The following is a 17,648-nucleotide window of genomic DNA, read 5'->3' on the forward strand; positions in this document are numbered from 1 at the left end:
CTGCGGCGGCTCGCCTTTTCAGTGCAAGAAAATCCACATGCAGAGCAGCAGTCGCTTGTTTCCTGTCGTGCTGAGCAGTGCGGAAATCCGCGCCGATCTCAGCGAAGACGTCTACCTCCTCAGGCACGGCAGAGCCTCTGATTCCAGTGTCGAGCTGGCGCTGACTCGGCTCGGTCGTGCAGATGCGGGAAAGCCCGGCGTGCCGGTGATCCTGCTGCATGGCAGCTTCTCCAATCGACGCTTCTGGTACTCACCCAGGGGTATCGGCCCGGGCGCTTTCCTTGCGCGCGCCGGCTTCGATGTCTGGATCGCCGAGATGCGGGGCCATGGCCTTTCACCGCGCAACCAGCGTTATCGGCACAATCAGGTGCGCGACTACGCGGCGGAAGATCTTCCGGCCATCGCCGATTTCGTCATCGAGCAAAACGGCTGCATACCTCACTGGGTTGGCCACTCGCTTGGCGGCACCGTGCTGGCGGCGGCCTTCGGTGGAGGCTTTCTGGATGCACAGAGGGGCGCGTCGCTGGCGCTGTTCGGCAGTCAAGTCTCGCGCCTGTACTGGCCCTTGAAGATTCCGCCGCTGGAGTGGGCCTTGCGCCTGGTGCTGGGGCGCTTCAACTACCTGTCCGGCAGTCGCTTCAAGCGCGGCCCCGAAGACGAGCCCATGGGCGTGGTACTGGAAAGTCTGCGCTGGCATCGCCTGTTCGGGCGCTTCGGCGACCGCACGCAGGATTGGGGGGCAGGGCTGCGCGAGGTGGCGGTACCGCTGTTTGCAGTTGCCGGGGCAGGGGACCGGCAGGATCCGCCGGCGCAATGCTACAAGTTGTTCGAGCAGTTTGGTTCGGCGCAGCGCACCTGGCTTTGCCTGGGGCGCGACGCCGGGTTCTCGTGCGACTTCGGTCACGTCGACATGCTGGTCAGCCGTGCCGCAGAACAGGAGGTCTGGCCACTTCTCGCGCAATGGCTGAACAGCGTGACAGTCAACGTAGCGCGCGATGAGCGTTTGACCGTCTCGGGCTAGCCGCTAAGATGGCCGTCCAGCGCTGCTGCGCGAGCCTGGTTTTCATTCAGAGGAGCTTCTACATGCAATATGTCACCCCGGATCTGTGCGACGCGTACCCCGAGCTGGTCCAGGTCGTAGAGCCGATGTTCAGCAATTTCGGGGGCCGCGATTCGTTCGGTGGCCAGATCGTCACCGTGAAGTGCTTCGAGGACAACTCGCTGGTCAAGTCTCAGGCCGATGAGCCGGGCCAGGGCAAGGTTCTGGTGGTGGATGGAGGCGGTTCGCTACGACGCGCGTTGCTGGGCGACATGATTGCCGAGAAAGCGGCGAAGAACGGCTGGGAAGGCATGGTCATCTATGGCTGCGTTCGGGACGTGGACGTCCTGGCCCAGACCGACCTGGGGGTGCAGGCACTGGCCAGCCATCCGATGAAGACCGACAAGCGCGGCATCGGTGACCTGAATGTTCCGCTCACCTTCGCAGGCGTCACCTTCCGTCCTGGCGAATACGTCTATGCCGACAATAACGGCATCATCGTTTCCCCTCAGGCGCTGAAGATGCCGGAGTAACGCAGGTTTGAATCCGCACAGCGACGACTCGCTCGCCGAAGATCCGGGCCAGGCCAGGCGCCTTGGCCTGGTGCACGCCTTCGTCCTCGACGGTCAGGGCGGCGCTCGGGCGCTGAGCCGGGAGCAACTGGCGGATATCGAACTTGCCGAGCAGGAAAGTCTCTGGCTGCACTGGGATCGCGGGCATCCGTTTGCGCAACGCTGGTTACGTGAGGACAGCGGACTGAACGAGTTCGCTTGCGATCTGCTGCTCGAGGAAAACACCCGTCCGCGGCTGGTGGATCTGCAGAACAACGAGCTGCTGCTGTTTCTGCGCGGGCTCAATCTCAATCCGGGCGCCGACCCGGAAGACATGGTGTCGCTGCGGATATTCGTCTCCGCCAAACGGGTGATCTCCCTGCGTCTGCGTTCCGCGCACGCTACCCAGGAAGTCATCGCCAGGTTGCAGCAGGGCACGGGGCCGCGTACTTCTTCAGAGCTGATTCTCTATCTCGCCCTGTCGATGACCGATCGTATAGAAAGCGTGGTGTTGCAGCTCGCCGAACAGGTGGACGCGCAGGAAGATGCGCAGGATCAGGACGAGCATTTCACCCCTGACCACCAACAAATGCTCGTGGTGCGCCGGCGAGCGGCCGGACTGCGGCGCTTTCTTGCGCCGCAGCGCGACATCTATGGCCAGCTGGCGCGGCATCGGCAACCCTGGTTCGTCGAGGACGACACGGATTACTGGAACGAGCTGAACAACCAGTTGACCCGCTACCTGGAAGAACTCGACCTGACTCGCGAGCGTGTCAGCCTGGTGCTGGAATCCGAAAATCGTCGTTTGAATGCGCACATGAATAAAGTGATGTACCGCTTCGGCATCATTACCTGCATCTTCTTGCCAATGAGCTTTCTGACCGGCCTGCTCGGCATCAATGTCGGGGGGATTCCAGGCGGCGACAGTTCGCTGGGCTTTCTCATCGCCTGCGTGATCATCGCTCTGGTCGCTGTGATACAGGTGGTGCTATTTCGTCGGCTGCGCTGGCTGTGACCCGTACCAGCGAATACTCGTCAAGCTGTCACCTTTGCGGAGATACGCATGAAAGATCCCTTTGAAGAGTCCTTGCGCGATCTGCTCAAGGCGCCTCCTTCCGAACATGACGATGATGCCTGCCTCGATCGCGTACTGAAGACTGCCAACCGCCAGGTGGGTGCCGGCGACCTGTTCAGCATGGTCGGCCACTGGCTGGAGGCATTGATGATCGGCCTGAACAAGGGCTCTGCGCATCTTTCACCTACTTCACGTTCGAACTCCACCGACCACAAGGCTCAATGACATGGAACTGGATCCCTGGACTCAAAGCTTGGTAAGCGCGATGAACTCGGTATGGACGCCGATCGCGGGCTTCATTCCGCGTCTGTTCGGCGCCCTGATCGTCGTGCTGGTGGGGTTCGTGGTGGCCAAGCTGCTCGACACCCTGCTGTCGAAGCTGCTCGCCAAACTCGGTCTGGACCGGCTGATGGCCGGCACCGGGCTGACCAAGTTGCTGGGACGAGTAGGTATTCGTGCGCCGGTATCGACGCTGATCGGCAAGATAATCTACTGGTTCGTGCTATTGATATTCCTGGTGACTGCCGCTGAGTCGCTGGGCCTGGATCGGGTATCGGCCACTCTGGACGTACTTGCCCTGTACCTGCCCAAGGTGCTCGGCGCGGCCATCGTCATGCTCGCCGGCGTGCTTCTGGCGCAGCTGGTAAGCGGCATGGTGCGCGGTGCCGCGGAAGGCGTGGGCCTGGACTATGCCAATGGCCTGGGACGTATCGCTCAGTGGTTGGTGATCATCATCAGCATCTCGGTGGCGATCGGTCAGCTCGAGGTCAAGACCGACCTGCTCAATAATGTCATCGCGATCGTTCTGATCTCCGTCGGGCTTGCCGTGGCGCTGGCCCTGGGGCTGGGCAGTCGCGAGATTGCCGGACAGATTCTCGCCGGTATCTATGTGCGCGAGCTTTACGCGGTGGGGCAGAGCATCAGCATCGACGAGCTGGAGGGGCAGATCGAAGAAATCGGCACGGTGAAGACCACGCTGCTCACCGGAGACGGCGAGCTGGTCTCGGTGGCCAACAAGACGCTACTCGAGAGCCTGGTGAGAAGTCGCTGATTTCGCATCCTGTTAAGCTGGACACCCCTCGCTAGCGAGGGGTTTGCCATTTCCGATTCCGCAAGAACTGTCGGCTAGAACGCCTTGAACAAAACCCACTCGCTTCCCTCGCGATACGATCCCCGCGAGCTCTCTGATGAGGAGCTGGTGCTGCGTGCGCACGACGAACTGTTCCACGTAACCCGTGCCTATGAAGAGCTGATGCGACGTTATCAGCGCACGCTGTTCAATGTTTGCGCGCGCTATCTGGGTAATGATCGGGATGCCGATGATGTCTGCCAGGAAGTGATGCTCAAGGTTCTTTATGGACTGAAGAACTTCGAGGGCAAATCCAAGTTCAAGACCTGGCTTTACAGCATTACCTACAACGAATGCATCACCCAGTACCGCAAGGAAAAGCGCAAGCGCCGTTTGCTCGATGCGCTGAGTCTTGATCCGCTGGAGGAGGCATCGGAGGAAAAGCCGGTCAAGATCGAGGACAAGGCGGGCCTGGACCGCTGGCTGGTCCACGTCAATCCGATCGACAGGGAGATTCTGGTGCTGCGGTTTGTCGCAGAACTGGAGTTCCAGGAAATTGCCGACATCATGCACATGGGCCTGAGCGCCACAAAGATGCGGTACAAGCGCGCCTTGGACAAACTCCGTGAAAAATTCTCAGGACTTACAGAAACTTAATCGGCGCAAAGACCTCAAACCGTCAGGTTCAGTTCTGCTAGACTACGCGGCTTAGTTGTCTTGCAACTGTCAAACAGCTTACCGACCACCTAGACGGGGATTTACGGATGAAATTGAAAAACACTTTGGGCGTTGTCATTGGCTCCATCATCGCCACCTCCTCCCTTGGCGTAATGGCCCAGGGCCAGGGTGCTGTTGAAGTGGAAGTCTTTGGCAAGCGCGCTTTCATGGAAAGCAACCGTGATGTCAGCGACGGTAATCTGTGGGGCGCCGGCGTTGGCTACTACCTGACCGACGACGTTTCTCTGAATCTGTCCCACGGCCGGTACAAATCCATCGATTCGGACGATGCTTTCCCCGGCACCACCAGCCGCAACGACATCGACGGCCACCTGAGCACCGTTGAAGCCGCCTACCACTTCGGCACCCCGGGCGCTAACAGCCTGCGTCCATACATCTCCGGTGGTTTCGGCCATCAGGAGCTGGACAACACCTATAGCAGTGGCCGCGACAAGACTACCTTCGCCATGGTCGGTACCGGCGTCAAATACTACCTCTCCGAGAACCTCATGGTCCGTGCTGGCGTTGATGTTCTGCACAGCCTGGATACCGAGAACACCGAGTGGATGGCAGGCGTTGGTGTCGGTCTGAACTTCGGCGGCAGCGCCGGTCAGCAGCAAGCTGCTGCCGAGCCGGCCGCCTACGAACCCGCTCCGCAGGAGCCGGTCCAGCAGGAGCAGGCTCCTGAAGTCGTACGTGTCGAGCTGGACGTCAAGTTCGACTTCGACAAGGCCGTCGTCAAGGAAGAAAGCTACGGCGATATCAAGAACCTGGCTGAGTTCATGAATCAGTACCCGCAGACCAGCACCACTGTTGAAGGTCACACCGACTCCGTCGGCTCTGACGCTTACAACCAGGGTCTGTCGCAGCGTCGTGCCAACGCCGTTCGTGAAGTACTGGTCAACCAGTACGGTGTTGATGGCAGCCGCGTCAACGCTGTCGGTCATGGCGAGAGCCAGCCGGTAGCTGACAACGCTACCGACAGCGGCCGCGCGATCAACCGTCGCGTTGAAGCTGAAGTGGAAGCGCAGATCCAGCAATAAGCTGATCCGCGTTAGTTGACTGAAAGAACCCGGCCTCGGCCGGGTTCTTTCGTTTCCGCCTGCAGGTTCTACTGGTCCGCGCGTTGCCGTCGACGCTCCTGCTTCGGGGTGACGAATCTGCTTCGGCGACCTGCGGAATTGATAGAGCATTGCTCATCGGGCTGAGCCGTGCAGCGAGCACCTGATCGAACGCCGCGACAGGGCTTTCAGTCGAGCAGCGCTCGCGGTACCTCACTGCGCAGCAACAGCTGACATTGCTGGCTTTCCGGATCGAAAAGGATCACCGCCGTGCCGCGCTCCAGCGCCTGTCTGGCGCGTGCGACGCGCAGCTCCAGCGGCGTTTCATCGCCATTGTCGGTTCCCTCGCGGCTGACGAAGTCCTCCAGCAGTCCTTGCAGTGTTTCGGCTTGCAGCATGTCATGGGGTATCAGCATTGGGCTTGCGAGGCTCCGGACGCCGGCAGGCGTCCCGTTCGAGGGTGGAAACGAGCGACAAGGATACTCGGCCCACGGGCCCGGCCATAGCAATGATCAGGCCTTCAGAAAGCTGTCGAGCATTGCGTAAAGTTGCTGGCAATCCAGCGGCTTGCCGAGAAAGCCATCCATGCCAGCAGCCAGCCCAAGGTCGCGGTGCTCGGCAAGGATGTGAGCGGTCAGCGCCACTATCGGAATCGCCGGCAAACGCTGGCGAGCCTCGAAGTGGCGGATCTGTCGGGTCGCTTCGTAGCCATCCATCTCCGGCATTTCGCAGTCCATCAGGATCAGTTGGTAGCTGGCCGGCGCGCGCCGATACTCGTCCAGTACTTCACGTCCGTTGATGGCGATACGCAAACGGTAGCCACGTCGTTGCAGAAAGCCCTTGACCACCAGTTGATTGACCGGATTGTCCTCGGCGACGAGGATGCAGGGGCTTTCCTGCGGCGCAGTGGCATTCGCTTCGATCGTGTTGGCGGCAGTTGGCAGTGCTTGCTGGTAAAGCCGGGTGAGGGCGTCGCGCAGCGCACTGACCGACAAGGGGTGCTCGACCCAGACCAGCCTGCCTGCGGCGAGCGTCGAGAACTCCGGCAGCTGGTTCTGCGGGCAGACCAGCAGTACTCGTTGATCTTGCTGTAGTCGCGGCTGCAGCCTGTCCAGTGCCGCTTTCGGCGAGCCGGGCCAGGGACTGGCAAGAACCAGCAGAGGCGGGCTGACCAGGCTGACAAAGGTTTCCTCCAGACAGTCAGGGTCCTGGCAGCGCTCCACGCGCATGCCCCAGCGCGACAGCATGCGCGCCAGGCTATCCAGTGCGCGAGAGTCGACCGAGCAGAGCAGCGCAACCTGCTCACGCAGTGAGGGCTCGAATTCATCGCGGCCAGCCGGGATGAGCAGCGGGACGTCGAAGGCAAATCGCGAACCCTTGCCCGCGGCGCTCTGTACCTCGATACGTCCACCCATGCGCTCGATCAGCTCCTTGCTGATCACAAGCCCCAGACCACTGCCGCCATAGCGCCGCGTAGTGCTCGAGTCGCCCTGGGAGAAGGAGCGGAACAGCTGCTGCAGATCGCTCTGAGCAATGCCGATGCCGGTATCCGTGACGGCGAACAGCAGATGGCGCTGGCCGTCCTGGCGAGTACGTACAGCGACCTCGAGGGTGACATGACCCTGTTCCGTGAACTTGATGGCATTGCTCAAAAGGTTCATCAGCACCTGCCCCAGGCGGGTCGGATCGCCAAGCATGTAGCGCGGGACCTCCGCCTCGAGGCTCATGTACAGACCCAGCTGATTTTCCCCGGCCTGGGCGCGGAACAGACTGAATGTCGATGAGAGCAGCTCTTCCAGGTCGAACTCGATCGACTCCAGGTCGAGATTGCCCGATTCGATGCGCGCGTAGTCGAGGATGTCGTTGATCACTTTCATCAATGAGCGGCCGGAGCTGGCGATGGTGTCCACATAGAGTTGCTGGCCGCGATCCAGGTGGCTCTGGCCGAGCAGCTGCAGGGTACCGAGCACGCCATTGAGCGGCGTGCGTATTTCGTGGCTCATCTTTGCCAGGAAGCGGCTCTTGGCCTGGTTTTCCAGATCCGCGCGCTCGGCCGCCTGGCGTGAACGGTAGCCTTCCTCCTTCAGCAGGTTGATGCGGTCGGCCAGCCCGAGGGACAGCGCGAGCATCTCGATCAGCACACCGATCTTGATGATGCTGGTGCCGTAAACGCCGAACAGATCCAGCCCGAGAGATGCCATTGCGGAGAGGATGCTCGCCGCCAGCAGGGTGCTCCAGGCCAGGGTGTAATAGGCGCTCAGCCGCTGGCCGCGGCTCCAGGTGTAGAGCCCGAGCAACAGCAGGCCGAGCGACAGCAGGGATACGGTGATGCTTGCCAGCCAGCTCCAGGCGTACAGGCCGATCAGCGGGCCGCTGAGCAGGCAGGCGGCGATCACCAGCATGGAACCGCGCATGGTTCGATCCAGGCGCGGAAAACGTTCGAAGGTTCTAAGAAAGTGGCGGCTGAACTGCAGGGCGATCAGGCAGTGCAGGAAGATGAACAGATAGATCGATACGGACTGCAGCTGCGGCTGGTTCGGTAGCAGTCGATAGAGGGTGCCGTCGAACGCCAGGGTGAACAGGATGATCACGCCACCGAACAGCAGGTACCAGAAGTAGGCCGGCTCGCGCAGCGACACGTAGAGGAACAGGTTGTACAGCAGCATCGCGATCAGCGCGCCGTAGAACATGCCGCGCCAGAGATTGAGTACCTCATGTGCCGCAGCGCCGGCGGTGGTGGTACTGAAATACAGCGGGACGAACACCGTGCTGCTGCTCTCCACGCGCAACAGCAACTGCTGCTGGCCCTGGGCAAGCGTCAGTGGGAACCAGAAGTTGTGCACCTGCACCGTACGCTCGGCGAAAGGACGCAGATCGCCCGCCTGCTGCACCTGGAGTGTGCCGTCTGCCTGGGGCAAGTACAGCTGCAAGCTGTCGAGCAGGGCGTAGTCGACCTCCAGAAAGCCCTGCAGGGCTGCCGGGCTACGGTTGTCCAGACGAATACGGAACCACCAGGTCGAACGGTTCTTGCCCAGGTTGGCGTGGACGCCGCGGGTGGCAGTGAACGCCTCGTCCGCCAGGCCGAAGACCTGCTCGGGTTGCAGCACGCCGCTCGGATCCTCGAGATAGCCGACGTGGGGCGCCAGGCTCAGGTGCAGGTGCAGGTTGTCGTTCTCCAGCGGCGCAGGCGTGATCGCCAAGGCAGGCGCGCAGCACAGCAGGAGCAATGTCAGGAAAAAGCGGGGCATTGCGAGAACCCTCGATCCTGTCGGCACGCAGCAGAGTCGTGCCATGGCGAAGTTCTCGTCACTTTGCCCGCGCTGCTTGTCCTCGGCAATGGGGGCGTGTCGCCGACGCAGCGCGCCGCGCCGGCTGCCCGCTATTCGTCGACGCGATTGCCGAGCAGGCTGTCCACCGAGGGCACCAGCGTGTCGCTCGCCATCTGGGTGTCGTGTTCCAGCTGATGACTGAAACGCTCAAGCGAGGCCTGCTCCGGTTCGGCGTCGCTGGCGAACACCGGCGGGCTGAGGATGTAGGCCGTCAGCAGCTGGGTCAGCGCCGCCAGGCTGTCGATATGGGTGCGCTCGTAGCCATGGGTGGCGTCACAGCCAAAGGCTATCAGCGCGGTGCGTATGTCATGTCCGGCGGTGACCGCCGCCTGGGCGTCGCTGTGGTAGTAGCGAAACAGGTCACGGCGTACCGGGATGTCATGCTCGGCGGCCAGACGCAGCAGCTGGCGCGACAGATGGAAGTCGTAGGGGCCGCCGGAATCCTGCAGCGCCACGGTTACCGCCTGCTCGCTGGATTGCTGGCCGGGCGCCACCGGTGCGATATCGATGCCGACGAATTCGCTGACATCCCATGGCAGTGCAGCGCTGGCGCCCGAGCCGATTTCCTCGGTGATGGTAAACAGTGGGTGACAGTCGATGGGCAGTTCCAGGCCGCTTTCCTGGATCGCCTTGAGGGCGGCGAGGAGGGCGGCGACGCCGGCCTTGTCGTCCAGATGGCGGGCGCTGATGTGGCCGCTTTCAGTAAATTCCGGCAGCGGATCGAAGGCGACGAAATCGCCCACTTCGACGCCCAGCGCCTGGCACTGCTCGCGGTTGTGCACCAGGGCATCCAGCCGCAACTCGACGTGCTCCCAGCTGACCGGCATCTGGTCGACCTGGGTGTTGAAGGCGTGACCCGATGCCATCAGCGGCAAGACGCTGCCGCGCAACACGCAGCTGTCGGTGAACACGCTGACGCGACTGCCCTCGGCGAAGCGACTGGACCAGCAGCCCACCGGAGCCAGCGCCAGGCGGCCGTTCGGATGGATTTCGCGGACGATTGCGCCGATGGTGTCGAGGTGCGCGGAGACCGCCCGGTCCGGGCTCGGCTTGCGTCCTTTGAGCGTGGCGCGGATGGTCCCACGGCGGGTCATCTCGAAGGGCACGCCCATTTCTTCAAGACGTTCGGCGACATAGCGCACGATGGTGTCGGTGAAGCCGGTCGGACTGGGAATGGCCAGCATCTCCAGCAGCACGCGCTGCAGGTAGACGAGGTCGGGCTGGGGCAGGGAGGTGGACATCGGAAACTCTCCTTTTCGATCGGCCGCATCGGCCTGTGACCGATGCGAGAGGCGACGGGCGAGCGCCGTCGCGATGGGTATTCAGAGGCTGCTCTGAGTCAGCGGAAACAATAGATCGATGAAACGCTCGGCCGTGGGTTGCGGTTCATGGTTGGCCAGACCGGGGCGCTCGTTGGCCTCGATGAACACGTAGTCCGGCTGCTCGGCGCCGGTCACCAGCAGGTCGATCCCCACAACCGGCATTTCCAGGCAGCGCGCTGCGCGGATTGCGGCCTCCGCCAACGCCGGATGCAGGCGCTCGGTGACGTCTTCCAGGCTGCCGCCAGTGTGCAGATTGGCGGTGCGGCGCACGGCCAGGCGCTGGCCTTCCGGCAGCACGCTGTCGTAATCGAAGCCTGCCGCGCGCAGCGTGCGATGGGTCTCGCGATCCAGTGGAATCCGGCTTTCTCCGCCGGTAGCGGCCTGGCGGCGGCGGCTCTGGGTCTCGATCAGCGCACCTATGCTGTGGCGGCCGTCACCAACGATCTCCGCTGGTTTGCGGATGGCGGCAGCAACCACCTCGTAGCCAATCACCAGGACCCGCAAATCGAGCCCCTCATGAAAGGCTTCGAGCAGCACGCGGGAGTCGAAACGCCTCGCCTCGGCGATGGCTTTCTCCAACTCGTCGGTCTTGCGCAGATCGACGGCAACGCCTTTACCCTGCTCGCCATTCACCGGCTTGACGACCAGCCGCTGATGTTCTGCGAGGAAGGCGGCATTGGCCTGCTCGTCCGCCGCGAGCGTCTGCACGGGAAGGCTGAGGCCGGCGCTGGACAGCGCGCGGTGGGTCAGTTGCTTGTCCTGGCACAGGGTCATGCTCACCGCGCTGGTCAGATCGCACAACGACTCCCGGCAGCGAATGCGGCGGCCGCCCTGGCGCAGGGTGAACATGCCGGCGGCCGCGTCGTCGACCTGAACTTCGATCCCGCGGCGGTAGGCTTCGTCGACGATGATGCGAGCGTAGGGGTTGAGGTCCGCTTCGGGGCCGGGCCCGAGGAACAGCTTCTGGTTGATGCCGTTCTTGCGCTTGACGGTAAAGGTGGGCAGATCGCGAAAGCCCAGCTTGGCGTAGAGCTGCTTGGCTTGACGGTTGTCATGCAGGACGGACAGGTCCAGATAGCTCAGCCCGCGGCTCAGGTAGTGCTCGATCAACTGGCGTACCAGCGCCTCGCCGACGCCAGGGCGACTGCAGTTGGCGTCCACCGCCAGGCACCAGAGGCTGCTGCCGTTCTCCGGATCCTGAAATGCCTTGCTGTGATCGATGCCCATCACCGCGCCAATCACCTGACCCTTGGCCTCGTCCTCGGCCAACCAGTACACCGGACCGCCCCTGGCATGGGGCGTGCAGCGTTCGGTATCCACCGGCAGCATGCCGCGGCTCTGGTACAGCGCGTTGATCGCCTGCCAGTCCGCTTCGGTTCGTACGCGACGGATGCTGAAGCCGCGAAAGGTGCGGCGAGCGGGGCGGTAATCGGAAAACCACAGGCGCAGGGTGTCGGAAGGGTCGAGAAACAGTTGCTGCGGTGCATGGGCCAGCACCTGATGGGGAGCCGCGACATACAGGGCGATGTCCCGCTCGCCTGGGCATTCCTCGATCAGGCTGCGGGCGAGCTCTGCCGGCTCGGCGAAGGTGTGCCCGATCAGCAGGCGACCCCAGCCACAGTGCACGACGACCGGCGCGGTCGGCTGGGGAGCGCCGTCCTCGGCGAAGCGGGCCTGCAAGCGCTGATAGGAGGGTGCCTGGCCTCGCAGCAGTCGCTGTCCGTAGGCTTGGGATTTTTGCATCGGTTCAGAGTCCCTGTTCGCTGAGCCATAGGTTGACCGCCGCCAGCTGCCAAAGTTTGGAACCGCGCAGGGGCGTCAACTGGCCCTGCGGATCGCTGAGCAGGCGATCCAGTTCGCTGGCCTGGAAAATCCCCCGATCCTGGCTCGGATCGAGCAGCAGCGAGCGCACCCATTCCAGTGTCTGGCCTTCCAGATGTTTCAGGCCGGGCACCGGGAAATAGCCCTTGGGACGATCGATCACCGCCGCCGGGATCACCTTGCGCGCGGCCTCCTTGAGCACCTGCTTGCCGCCATCCGGCAGTTTGAAACGCCCCGGAATGCGTGCCGACAGCTCGACCACGCGGTAATCGAGAAACGGTGTACGCGCCTCCAGTCCCCAGGCCATGGTCATGTTGTCGACCCGCTTGACCGGGTCGTCGACCAGCATCACCGTGCTGTCCAGGCGCAGTGCCTTGTCCACCGCCGCGTCAGCGCCGGCCTGGGCGAAATGCTCGTGGACGAAGTCACCAGCGAGGTCGCTGACCTGGAAGCCCGGCTGGACCGTGGCCAGATATTCCGCGTGGCTGCGATCGAAAAAGGCTGCGCGATAGGCGTCGAAGGCGTTGTCGGCGCCGTCCACCAGCGGATACCAGTGGTAGCCAGCAAACAGCTCGTCCGCGCCCTGGCCGCTCTGCACCACCTTGCAGTGCTTGGCGACCTCGCGCGAGAGTAGGTAGAAGGCGATGCAGTCGTGGCTGACCATGGGCTCGCTCATGGCGCGGAAGGCTGCCGGCAACTGCTCGATGATCTCGCGCTCGTCGATGCGCAGCTGATGATGGCGAGTGCCGTAGTGGCGGGCGATCAGGTCCGAGTACTGGAACTCGTCGCCACGCTCGCCGCCGGCATCCTGGAAACCGATGGAGAAGGTCGACAGATCGCTGACCCCGGCTTCTCGCAGCAGACCGACCAGCAGGCTCGAATCGACCCCGCCCGACAGCAGCACGCCGACATCCACGGCGGCCCGCTGGCGGATCGAGACCGCTTCGCGCATGCCATCGAGAACCCGGTCACGCCAGTCGTCGAAGCCGAAATCACGCTCATCCTCGCGCGGGCCGAAGTCCAGCTGCCACCAGCGCTTCTGCTCGATCCGCCCATCCGCCTCGACCCGCATCCAGCTGGCCGGCGGCAGTTTCTTCACCTCGGCGAGCAGGGTATGCGGCGCCGGTACCACGGCGTGAAAGTTCAGGTAGTAGTTCAGCGCCTGGGGGTCGAGGCGGGTGTCCATGCCGCCACCGGCGAGCAATGCCGGCAGACTGGAGGCGAAACGCAGGCGTTGACCGTCATTGTTCAGATACAGCGGCTTGACGCCGAGGCGGTCGCGGGCGAGGAACAGACGCTTCGAGTCACGCTCCCAGACGGCGAAGGCGAACATGCCGTTGAGTTTGGGCAGCAGCGCCTCGCCCCAGGCGTGGAAGCCCTTGAGCAGGACCTCGGTATCGCCCTGGGAGAAGAAGCGATAGCCCTTGTTCTCAAGCTCCGCACGCAGCTCCGGATAGTTGTAGATGGCGCCGTTGAAGACCATCGACAGGCCCAGCTCGCTGTCGATCATCGGCTGGCCCGAGGCTTCGCACAGATCCATGATCTTCAGTCGCCGGTGGCCCAGCGCGACCGGCCCCTGGCTGTGCAGTCCCTGGGCGTCGGGGCCGCGGGGTGCAAGGTGACGGGTAATCCGCTCGACCGCTGCGAGGTCGGCAGGTTGGTTATCGAAACGCAGTTCTCCAGCTATTCCGCACATGATCCTTACCGGTTCTCCGTTGGGGGTGTGGGCTGTGCCGCCTGACGGCACTTGTGTTTTTACCTAAACAAACAGACAGTTTGATGTCAAAGTAGTTTTGTTTCGATAAGTGCGTTTTGTGGGTTCTGTGAGCGGATAGATAGTTATGGTTGAAACTAAAGAGACCGTTGGCGACGCCTACGCCCTGGCGGTTTTCCAGGCATTGCGTCAGCTGCAGCAGGCCGCCGACGTGCACTCCAAGCGCCTGTCACGCTACGGCGGCCTGACCCCCCTGCAGCAACTGGTGCTGCGCATCCTGGCGGTGGAGAAGAGCATTACTGCCAGTCAACTGGCCGGCTTCGTCAGCTTGTCGGCGGCGTCCCTGTCGGGGGTGTTGGAGCGCCTGGAGAGTCGCGGTCTGCTTTCGCGCCGGCGCGATGCCCAGGACCGCCGGCGGCAGTGGTTGCATCTGGAAGAAGCTGGCCAGCAGGCCCTGGAGGAGGCGCCGGCGCTGTTGCCCGAACATGTGCTCAGACGTTTTGCCGGGCTGGCGGAATGGGAGCGACATGCGATCCTGGCGACCCTGCTGCGCGCTGCCGAGCTGTTCCATGCGCCCGAATGGCTGGCCGAGGAGGATGAGGCGGCCGGCGACGAGCGCTAGCCAGCACTTCCCTGGATCTGCTCAGCGATTGCGGGCGTCACTCACCACGCGGCCATCCACCAATTCGATGGTGCGCGCGCAGCGTGCCGCCAGGCGCGGATCGTGGGTTACCACCAGGATGGCGCAACCGAACTGCTGATTGATCCGGCCGAACAGCTCGAACACGCCATCGGCGGTGCGGCTGTCGAGGTTTCCGGTCGGCTCATCGGCGAGCAGCAGCGGCGGCTCGGTCACCAGCGCGCGGGCGATCGCCACGCGCTGCTGCTGGCCGCCGGAAATCTGCGTCGGACGCTTGTCGGCAAAAGCTTCCAGACCCACTTCGGCAAGCAGTCCGCGAGCCCTGTCGGTGTCGGCGCGCGAGGGCTTGCCGCTACGAATGATCAGCGGCATCAGCACGTTTTCCAGCACGCTGAACGCCGAAATCAGATGGTGGAACTGAAAGACGAAGCCGATCGCCCGATTGCGCAACTCGGTGCGCCCGGCATCGTCCATCTGCCGGGTGGGCTGCTCGAGCAGATAGAGCTCGCCGTCGCTTGGCGTGTCGAGCAGACCGATCAGGTTGAGCAGGGTGCTCTTGCCCGAACCTGATGGGCCGATCAGCGAGCAGAGCTCGCCCGCCTCAAGGCGCAGGTCGATATCGTCGAGCACCCGGTTTTCCAGGGCCTCGCCCTGGTTGTAGACCTTGCCGATGCCGGCAAGGCGCAGGATTTGCCGATTCGCTTCAGACATAACGGATCGCCACCGCCGGGTCGTAGCGGGCTGCACGGCGTGCCGGCACCGCCGCGGCGAGCACACCACTTGCAGTGGCGATCAGCATCGCCAGCGGAATCAGATCAGCCGGTACTGGAATGCTGAACAGCCGTGGACCGAACAGGTTGAACACCTGCACCAGTGACCAGCCGATGCCGCCGCCGGCGGCCGATCCGGTCAGCCCGAGCAGACCGCCCTGAAGCAGGAAGATGCGCAGAATCTGCCCGCGCGGGCTGCCCATCGCACGCAGGATGCCGATCTCGCGGGTGCGCTGGACCACGCTGACCGCCAGGACGCTGGCAATGCCGAAGGCCACCGAGATGCCGACGAAGAGGCGGATCATCTGGGTGGTCATGCTTTGCGAGCTGAGGGCGTTGAGCAGTTGCCCGTTGGTCTGCATCCAGCTTTCCGCCTTCAGGCCGGTGAGGCGGGCGAGTCTTTCTGCACTGCGTTCGGCCTCGAACAGGCTGCGCACCCGGGTATCGATGACGGTCACGCCACCCGGCAGATCGAGCAGCGTCTGCGCCAGCTTCAGGTCCAGATAGACGTAACGGGCATCCAGTTCGCGCACGCCGAGTTCGAAGATGCCGGCGACGTTGACCACCGTATCGCGTCCATCGCCGGCATCCAGGCGCAGCTTGTCGCCGACCGCAAGGCCAAGCTCGCGTGCCAGCTCCTTGCCGATCACCGCCTGGTCGGCGGCCACCTCGAAGCGCCCGGCGAGCATGTCCTCATCGACCGGAACTACCTGCAGATAGCGCTCCGGCTGCATCCCCACCAGCGCTACCGAAGCTCGGGCGACACCGCGGCGGGCGATTGCCGGACCGCTGGCGACCGGTGACACCGCAGTGATCTGCGGATCGCGATCGAGCAGATCGCGAACCTCCTGCCAGTTGATGATCGAGCGCAGCCGCTGTGCACGCGGGCTTTCCAGATCCAGCGCCAGGGCATCGCCGGCCAGTGGCAGACGGCGGTTGACCTCGTCGAGGGGCAGGATACGGATGTGCGCCTGGGTGCCGAGCGTGCGTTGGATGACGTTGGCCTGCAGCCCGCTGATCAGCGCGGTGATGAAGACGATGACCGCGCAGCCGACGCCGATTCCCAGCAGGATCAGCAGGCTCTGCATGCGGTTGTCCAGCAGAAAGCGCAGGGCGATGGTCCACTCGGTCCACAGGCTGGCGCGCAGCGGACGTGTCACTGCGCGGCTCCGGGCAGGGGCTGTGGGCGAAGCCGTGCGCGGCTACCCGGCTCGGCCTGTTCGGCAAGGACCAGGTCGCCGTCGGCGAGCCCCTCGAGCACTTCCACCAGCGCGCCGCCTTCGAGCCCCAGGCGAACCTCGATCGCCTCGACCCGATCCTCGTTCAGGCGCAACGCCAGCGCCCGGTTACCCTGGCGCTGGAACAGCGCATCGCGCGGAATCACCAGGGCCCGGGGCCTGCGGGCGGTCTCGATGTTCACCGAGACGGTCATGCCCTGGCGTAGAAAATCAGCGTTTTCCAGCAGTTGCAGATGTACATCGATGGTGCCGCGGCTGGGGTCGACCGCCGGCGCGATGAAGCTGACCTGCGCCGCCAGCGCGGCGTTTGGGTAGGCGTCGGCAACCACCTGCGCCGGTTGCTCCAGTTGCACCGCGGCAAGGTTCTTCTCGTCCAGCGGCAGGCGAATCTCACGACTGTCGAGCCGGGCAATCTCCAGCAGCGTGCTGCCCGGCTGGACCAGATCGCCCGGCTCGACGCTGCGGCTCTGCACCACACCGTCGACCTGAGCGAGGATGCGCGTGCGTGCCAGGGCCACCCTGGCGCTTTCCAGACGCTGGCGCAGTTGCCGTTCCTCCTGGCCATCCTCTGCCAGTGACAAGGCTGCCAGGCGAGCACGCTCGTAGGCGCTCTGGGCGCTGACCTCGACGCGGCGGGCCAGGTCACGCTGCTCGGTCGAGAGTAACTGGCGCTGGAACAACGCCTCGCGGCGCTCGCGTTCGCGCCGCGCCTGCTGCAGGTTGCTGGTGGCTTCGCGCAATGCTGCCTGGGCTTGCGGCCGGCTCGATTCGATCAGCTGCTGCAGGGTCGCCTGGGCTTCGCGCAGGCGCGCCTGCTGTTCCTCGTCGCGCAGGCTCAGCAGCAGATCACCGGCACGTACCGCATCGCCCTCGCGCACGTGGCGCTCGGCGACCACGGCGGTGATTTCACTGCCAACCCGCGCCAGCGACTGGCTGTCGACCGTGCCGCTGGCGACCACCCGCTGCACCAGTTCGCGTGACTCCAGGCGATAGCCCGGCAGCAGCGGGGCGCGTAGCAGATGCCAGGCCAGACCGCCGATGAGCAGAACGCAGACGAGCAGCAGTAACGGACGTCGAAGGGACAAGAGCGGACTCCGCGGGATGGCGGTGGGGGTGAGCCGGGAAGCTTACGAATAATCCCCCTGCTTGGATATGGTCATTCGCTGCGCGCTACACTCGGCGCCTGCCCGTAACCGGCTGTTGCAGCCCGAGCCGCCTGCTGTGACAGCTTGAGCGGTGCGCGCGCCGCTTGATTCGAGCAACTGCGCGCGTCAGTTGCAGGCACCTGCCAGCACTCACCAG

16 protein-coding genes are annotated in these 17,648 nt (G+C 63.7%); 8 read left to right on the forward strand and 8 right to left on the reverse strand.

Annotation, left to right across the window (positions count from 1 at the left end; genetic code table 11):
• Positions 1–37 precede the first annotated feature (37 nt).
• The 7 genes from DBO85_RS15205 (at position 38) to DBO85_RS15235 (ending at position 5,494) form a co-directional block, all read left to right on the forward strand.
• A complete protein-coding gene (locus tag DBO85_RS15205) occupies positions 38–1,021 on the forward strand; it encodes an alpha/beta fold hydrolase (RefSeq protein WP_108108102.1) in 984 nt (327 codons plus the stop codon).
• Between the two features lie 62 nt (positions 1,022–1,083).
• Positions 1,084–1,572, forward strand: a complete 489-nt coding sequence (rraA, locus tag DBO85_RS15210; RefSeq protein ID WP_108108103.1) for a ribonuclease E activity regulator RraA — start codon at positions 1,084–1,086, stop codon at positions 1,570–1,572.
• 7 nt (positions 1,573–1,579) lie between these two features.
• Positions 1,580–2,605, forward strand: a complete 1,026-nt coding sequence (locus DBO85_RS15215) for a zinc transporter ZntB (RefSeq protein ID WP_108108104.1) — start codon at positions 1,580–1,582, stop codon at positions 2,603–2,605.
• A 42-nt stretch (positions 2,606–2,647) separates the two neighbouring features.
• A complete protein-coding gene (locus DBO85_RS15220; RefSeq protein WP_177429790.1) occupies positions 2,648–2,890 on the forward strand; it encodes a CrfX protein in 243 nt (80 codons plus the stop codon).
• A 1-nt stretch (position 2,891) separates the two neighbouring features.
• Positions 2,892–3,716 (forward strand): mechanosensitive ion channel family protein, encoded by an 825-nt coding sequence (locus DBO85_RS15225; RefSeq protein ID WP_108108106.1) that lies wholly within the window; start codon positions 2,892–2,894, stop codon positions 3,714–3,716.
• Positions 3,717–3,800: 84 nt separating this feature from the next.
• Complete coding sequence (gene sigX / locus DBO85_RS15230; protein WP_108108107.1) at positions 3,801–4,391, forward strand: RNA polymerase sigma factor SigX; 591 nt, start codon at positions 3,801–3,803, stop codon at positions 4,389–4,391.
• A gap of 107 nt (positions 4,392–4,498) precedes the next feature.
• Positions 4,499–5,494 carry an OmpA family protein gene (locus DBO85_RS15235; protein WP_108108108.1) on the forward strand — a complete coding sequence of 332 codons (996 nt, stop codon included), beginning with the start codon at positions 4,499–4,501 and terminating at the stop codon, positions 5,492–5,494.
• Between the two features lie 206 nt (positions 5,495–5,700).
• On the opposite strand, the gene DBO85_RS15240 is transcribed toward DBO85_RS15235, so the two are convergent.
• The 5 genes from DBO85_RS15240 to DBO85_RS15260 form a co-directional block, all read right to left on the reverse strand.
• Complete coding sequence (locus DBO85_RS15240) at positions 5,701–5,928, reverse strand: YheU family protein (RefSeq protein WP_108108109.1); 228 nt, start codon at positions 5,926–5,928, stop codon at positions 5,701–5,703.
• A 96-nt stretch (positions 5,929–6,024) separates the two neighbouring features.
• A complete protein-coding gene (locus DBO85_RS15245; RefSeq protein ID WP_108108110.1) occupies positions 6,025–8,760 on the reverse strand; it encodes a hybrid sensor histidine kinase/response regulator in 2,736 nt (911 codons plus the stop codon).
• A gap of 131 nt (positions 8,761–8,891) precedes the next feature.
• The gene (locus tag DBO85_RS15250; protein ID WP_108108111.1) at positions 8,892–10,082 is read right to left on the reverse strand and encodes an osmoprotectant NAGGN system M42 family peptidase; all 1,191 of its coding nucleotides are present in this window, start codon (positions 10,080–10,082) and stop codon (positions 8,892–8,894) included.
• 81 nt (positions 10,083–10,163) lie between these two features.
• On the reverse strand, positions 10,164–11,906 hold the full coding sequence (gene ngg / locus DBO85_RS15255; protein ID WP_108108112.1) for an N-acetylglutaminylglutamine synthetase: 1,743 nt from the start codon (positions 11,904–11,906) through the stop codon (positions 10,164–10,166).
• Positions 11,907–11,910: 4 nt separating this feature from the next.
• Positions 11,911–13,680 (reverse strand): N-acetylglutaminylglutamine amidotransferase, encoded by a 1,770-nt coding sequence (locus DBO85_RS15260; protein ID WP_108108113.1) that lies wholly within the window; start codon positions 13,678–13,680, stop codon positions 11,911–11,913.
• Between the two features lie 145 nt (positions 13,681–13,825).
• Between DBO85_RS15260 and DBO85_RS15265 the strand changes: the two genes are divergently transcribed.
• A complete protein-coding gene (locus tag DBO85_RS15265; RefSeq protein WP_108108114.1) occupies positions 13,826–14,320 on the forward strand; it encodes a MarR family winged helix-turn-helix transcriptional regulator in 495 nt (164 codons plus the stop codon).
• Between the two features lie 21 nt (positions 14,321–14,341).
• Here DBO85_RS15265 and DBO85_RS15270 read toward each other — a convergent pair whose 3' ends face one another.
• From DBO85_RS15270 to DBO85_RS15280, 3 genes are all read right to left on the reverse strand, one after another.
• A complete protein-coding gene (locus DBO85_RS15270) occupies positions 14,342–15,049 on the reverse strand; it encodes an ABC transporter ATP-binding protein (RefSeq protein WP_108108115.1) in 708 nt (235 codons plus the stop codon).
• Positions 15,042–16,196: an ABC transporter permease gene (locus DBO85_RS15275; RefSeq protein WP_108108381.1), complete on the reverse strand. Its 1,155-nt coding sequence runs from the start codon at positions 16,194–16,196 to the stop codon at positions 15,042–15,044. Before DBO85_RS15275 ends, DBO85_RS15270 begins: the two co-directional genes overlap by 8 nt.
• 68 nt (positions 16,197–16,264) lie before the next feature.
• Positions 16,265–17,431, reverse strand: a complete 1,167-nt coding sequence (locus DBO85_RS15280) for an efflux RND transporter periplasmic adaptor subunit (RefSeq protein WP_233356616.1) — start codon at positions 17,429–17,431, stop codon at positions 16,265–16,267.
• Positions 17,432–17,648: the final 217 nt, after the last annotated feature.

The sequence above is a fragment of the Pseudomonas mangrovi genome (assembly GCF_003052585.1).
GTDB lineage: Bacteria > Pseudomonadota > Gammaproteobacteria > Pseudomonadales > Pseudomonadaceae > Aquipseudomonas > Aquipseudomonas mangrovi.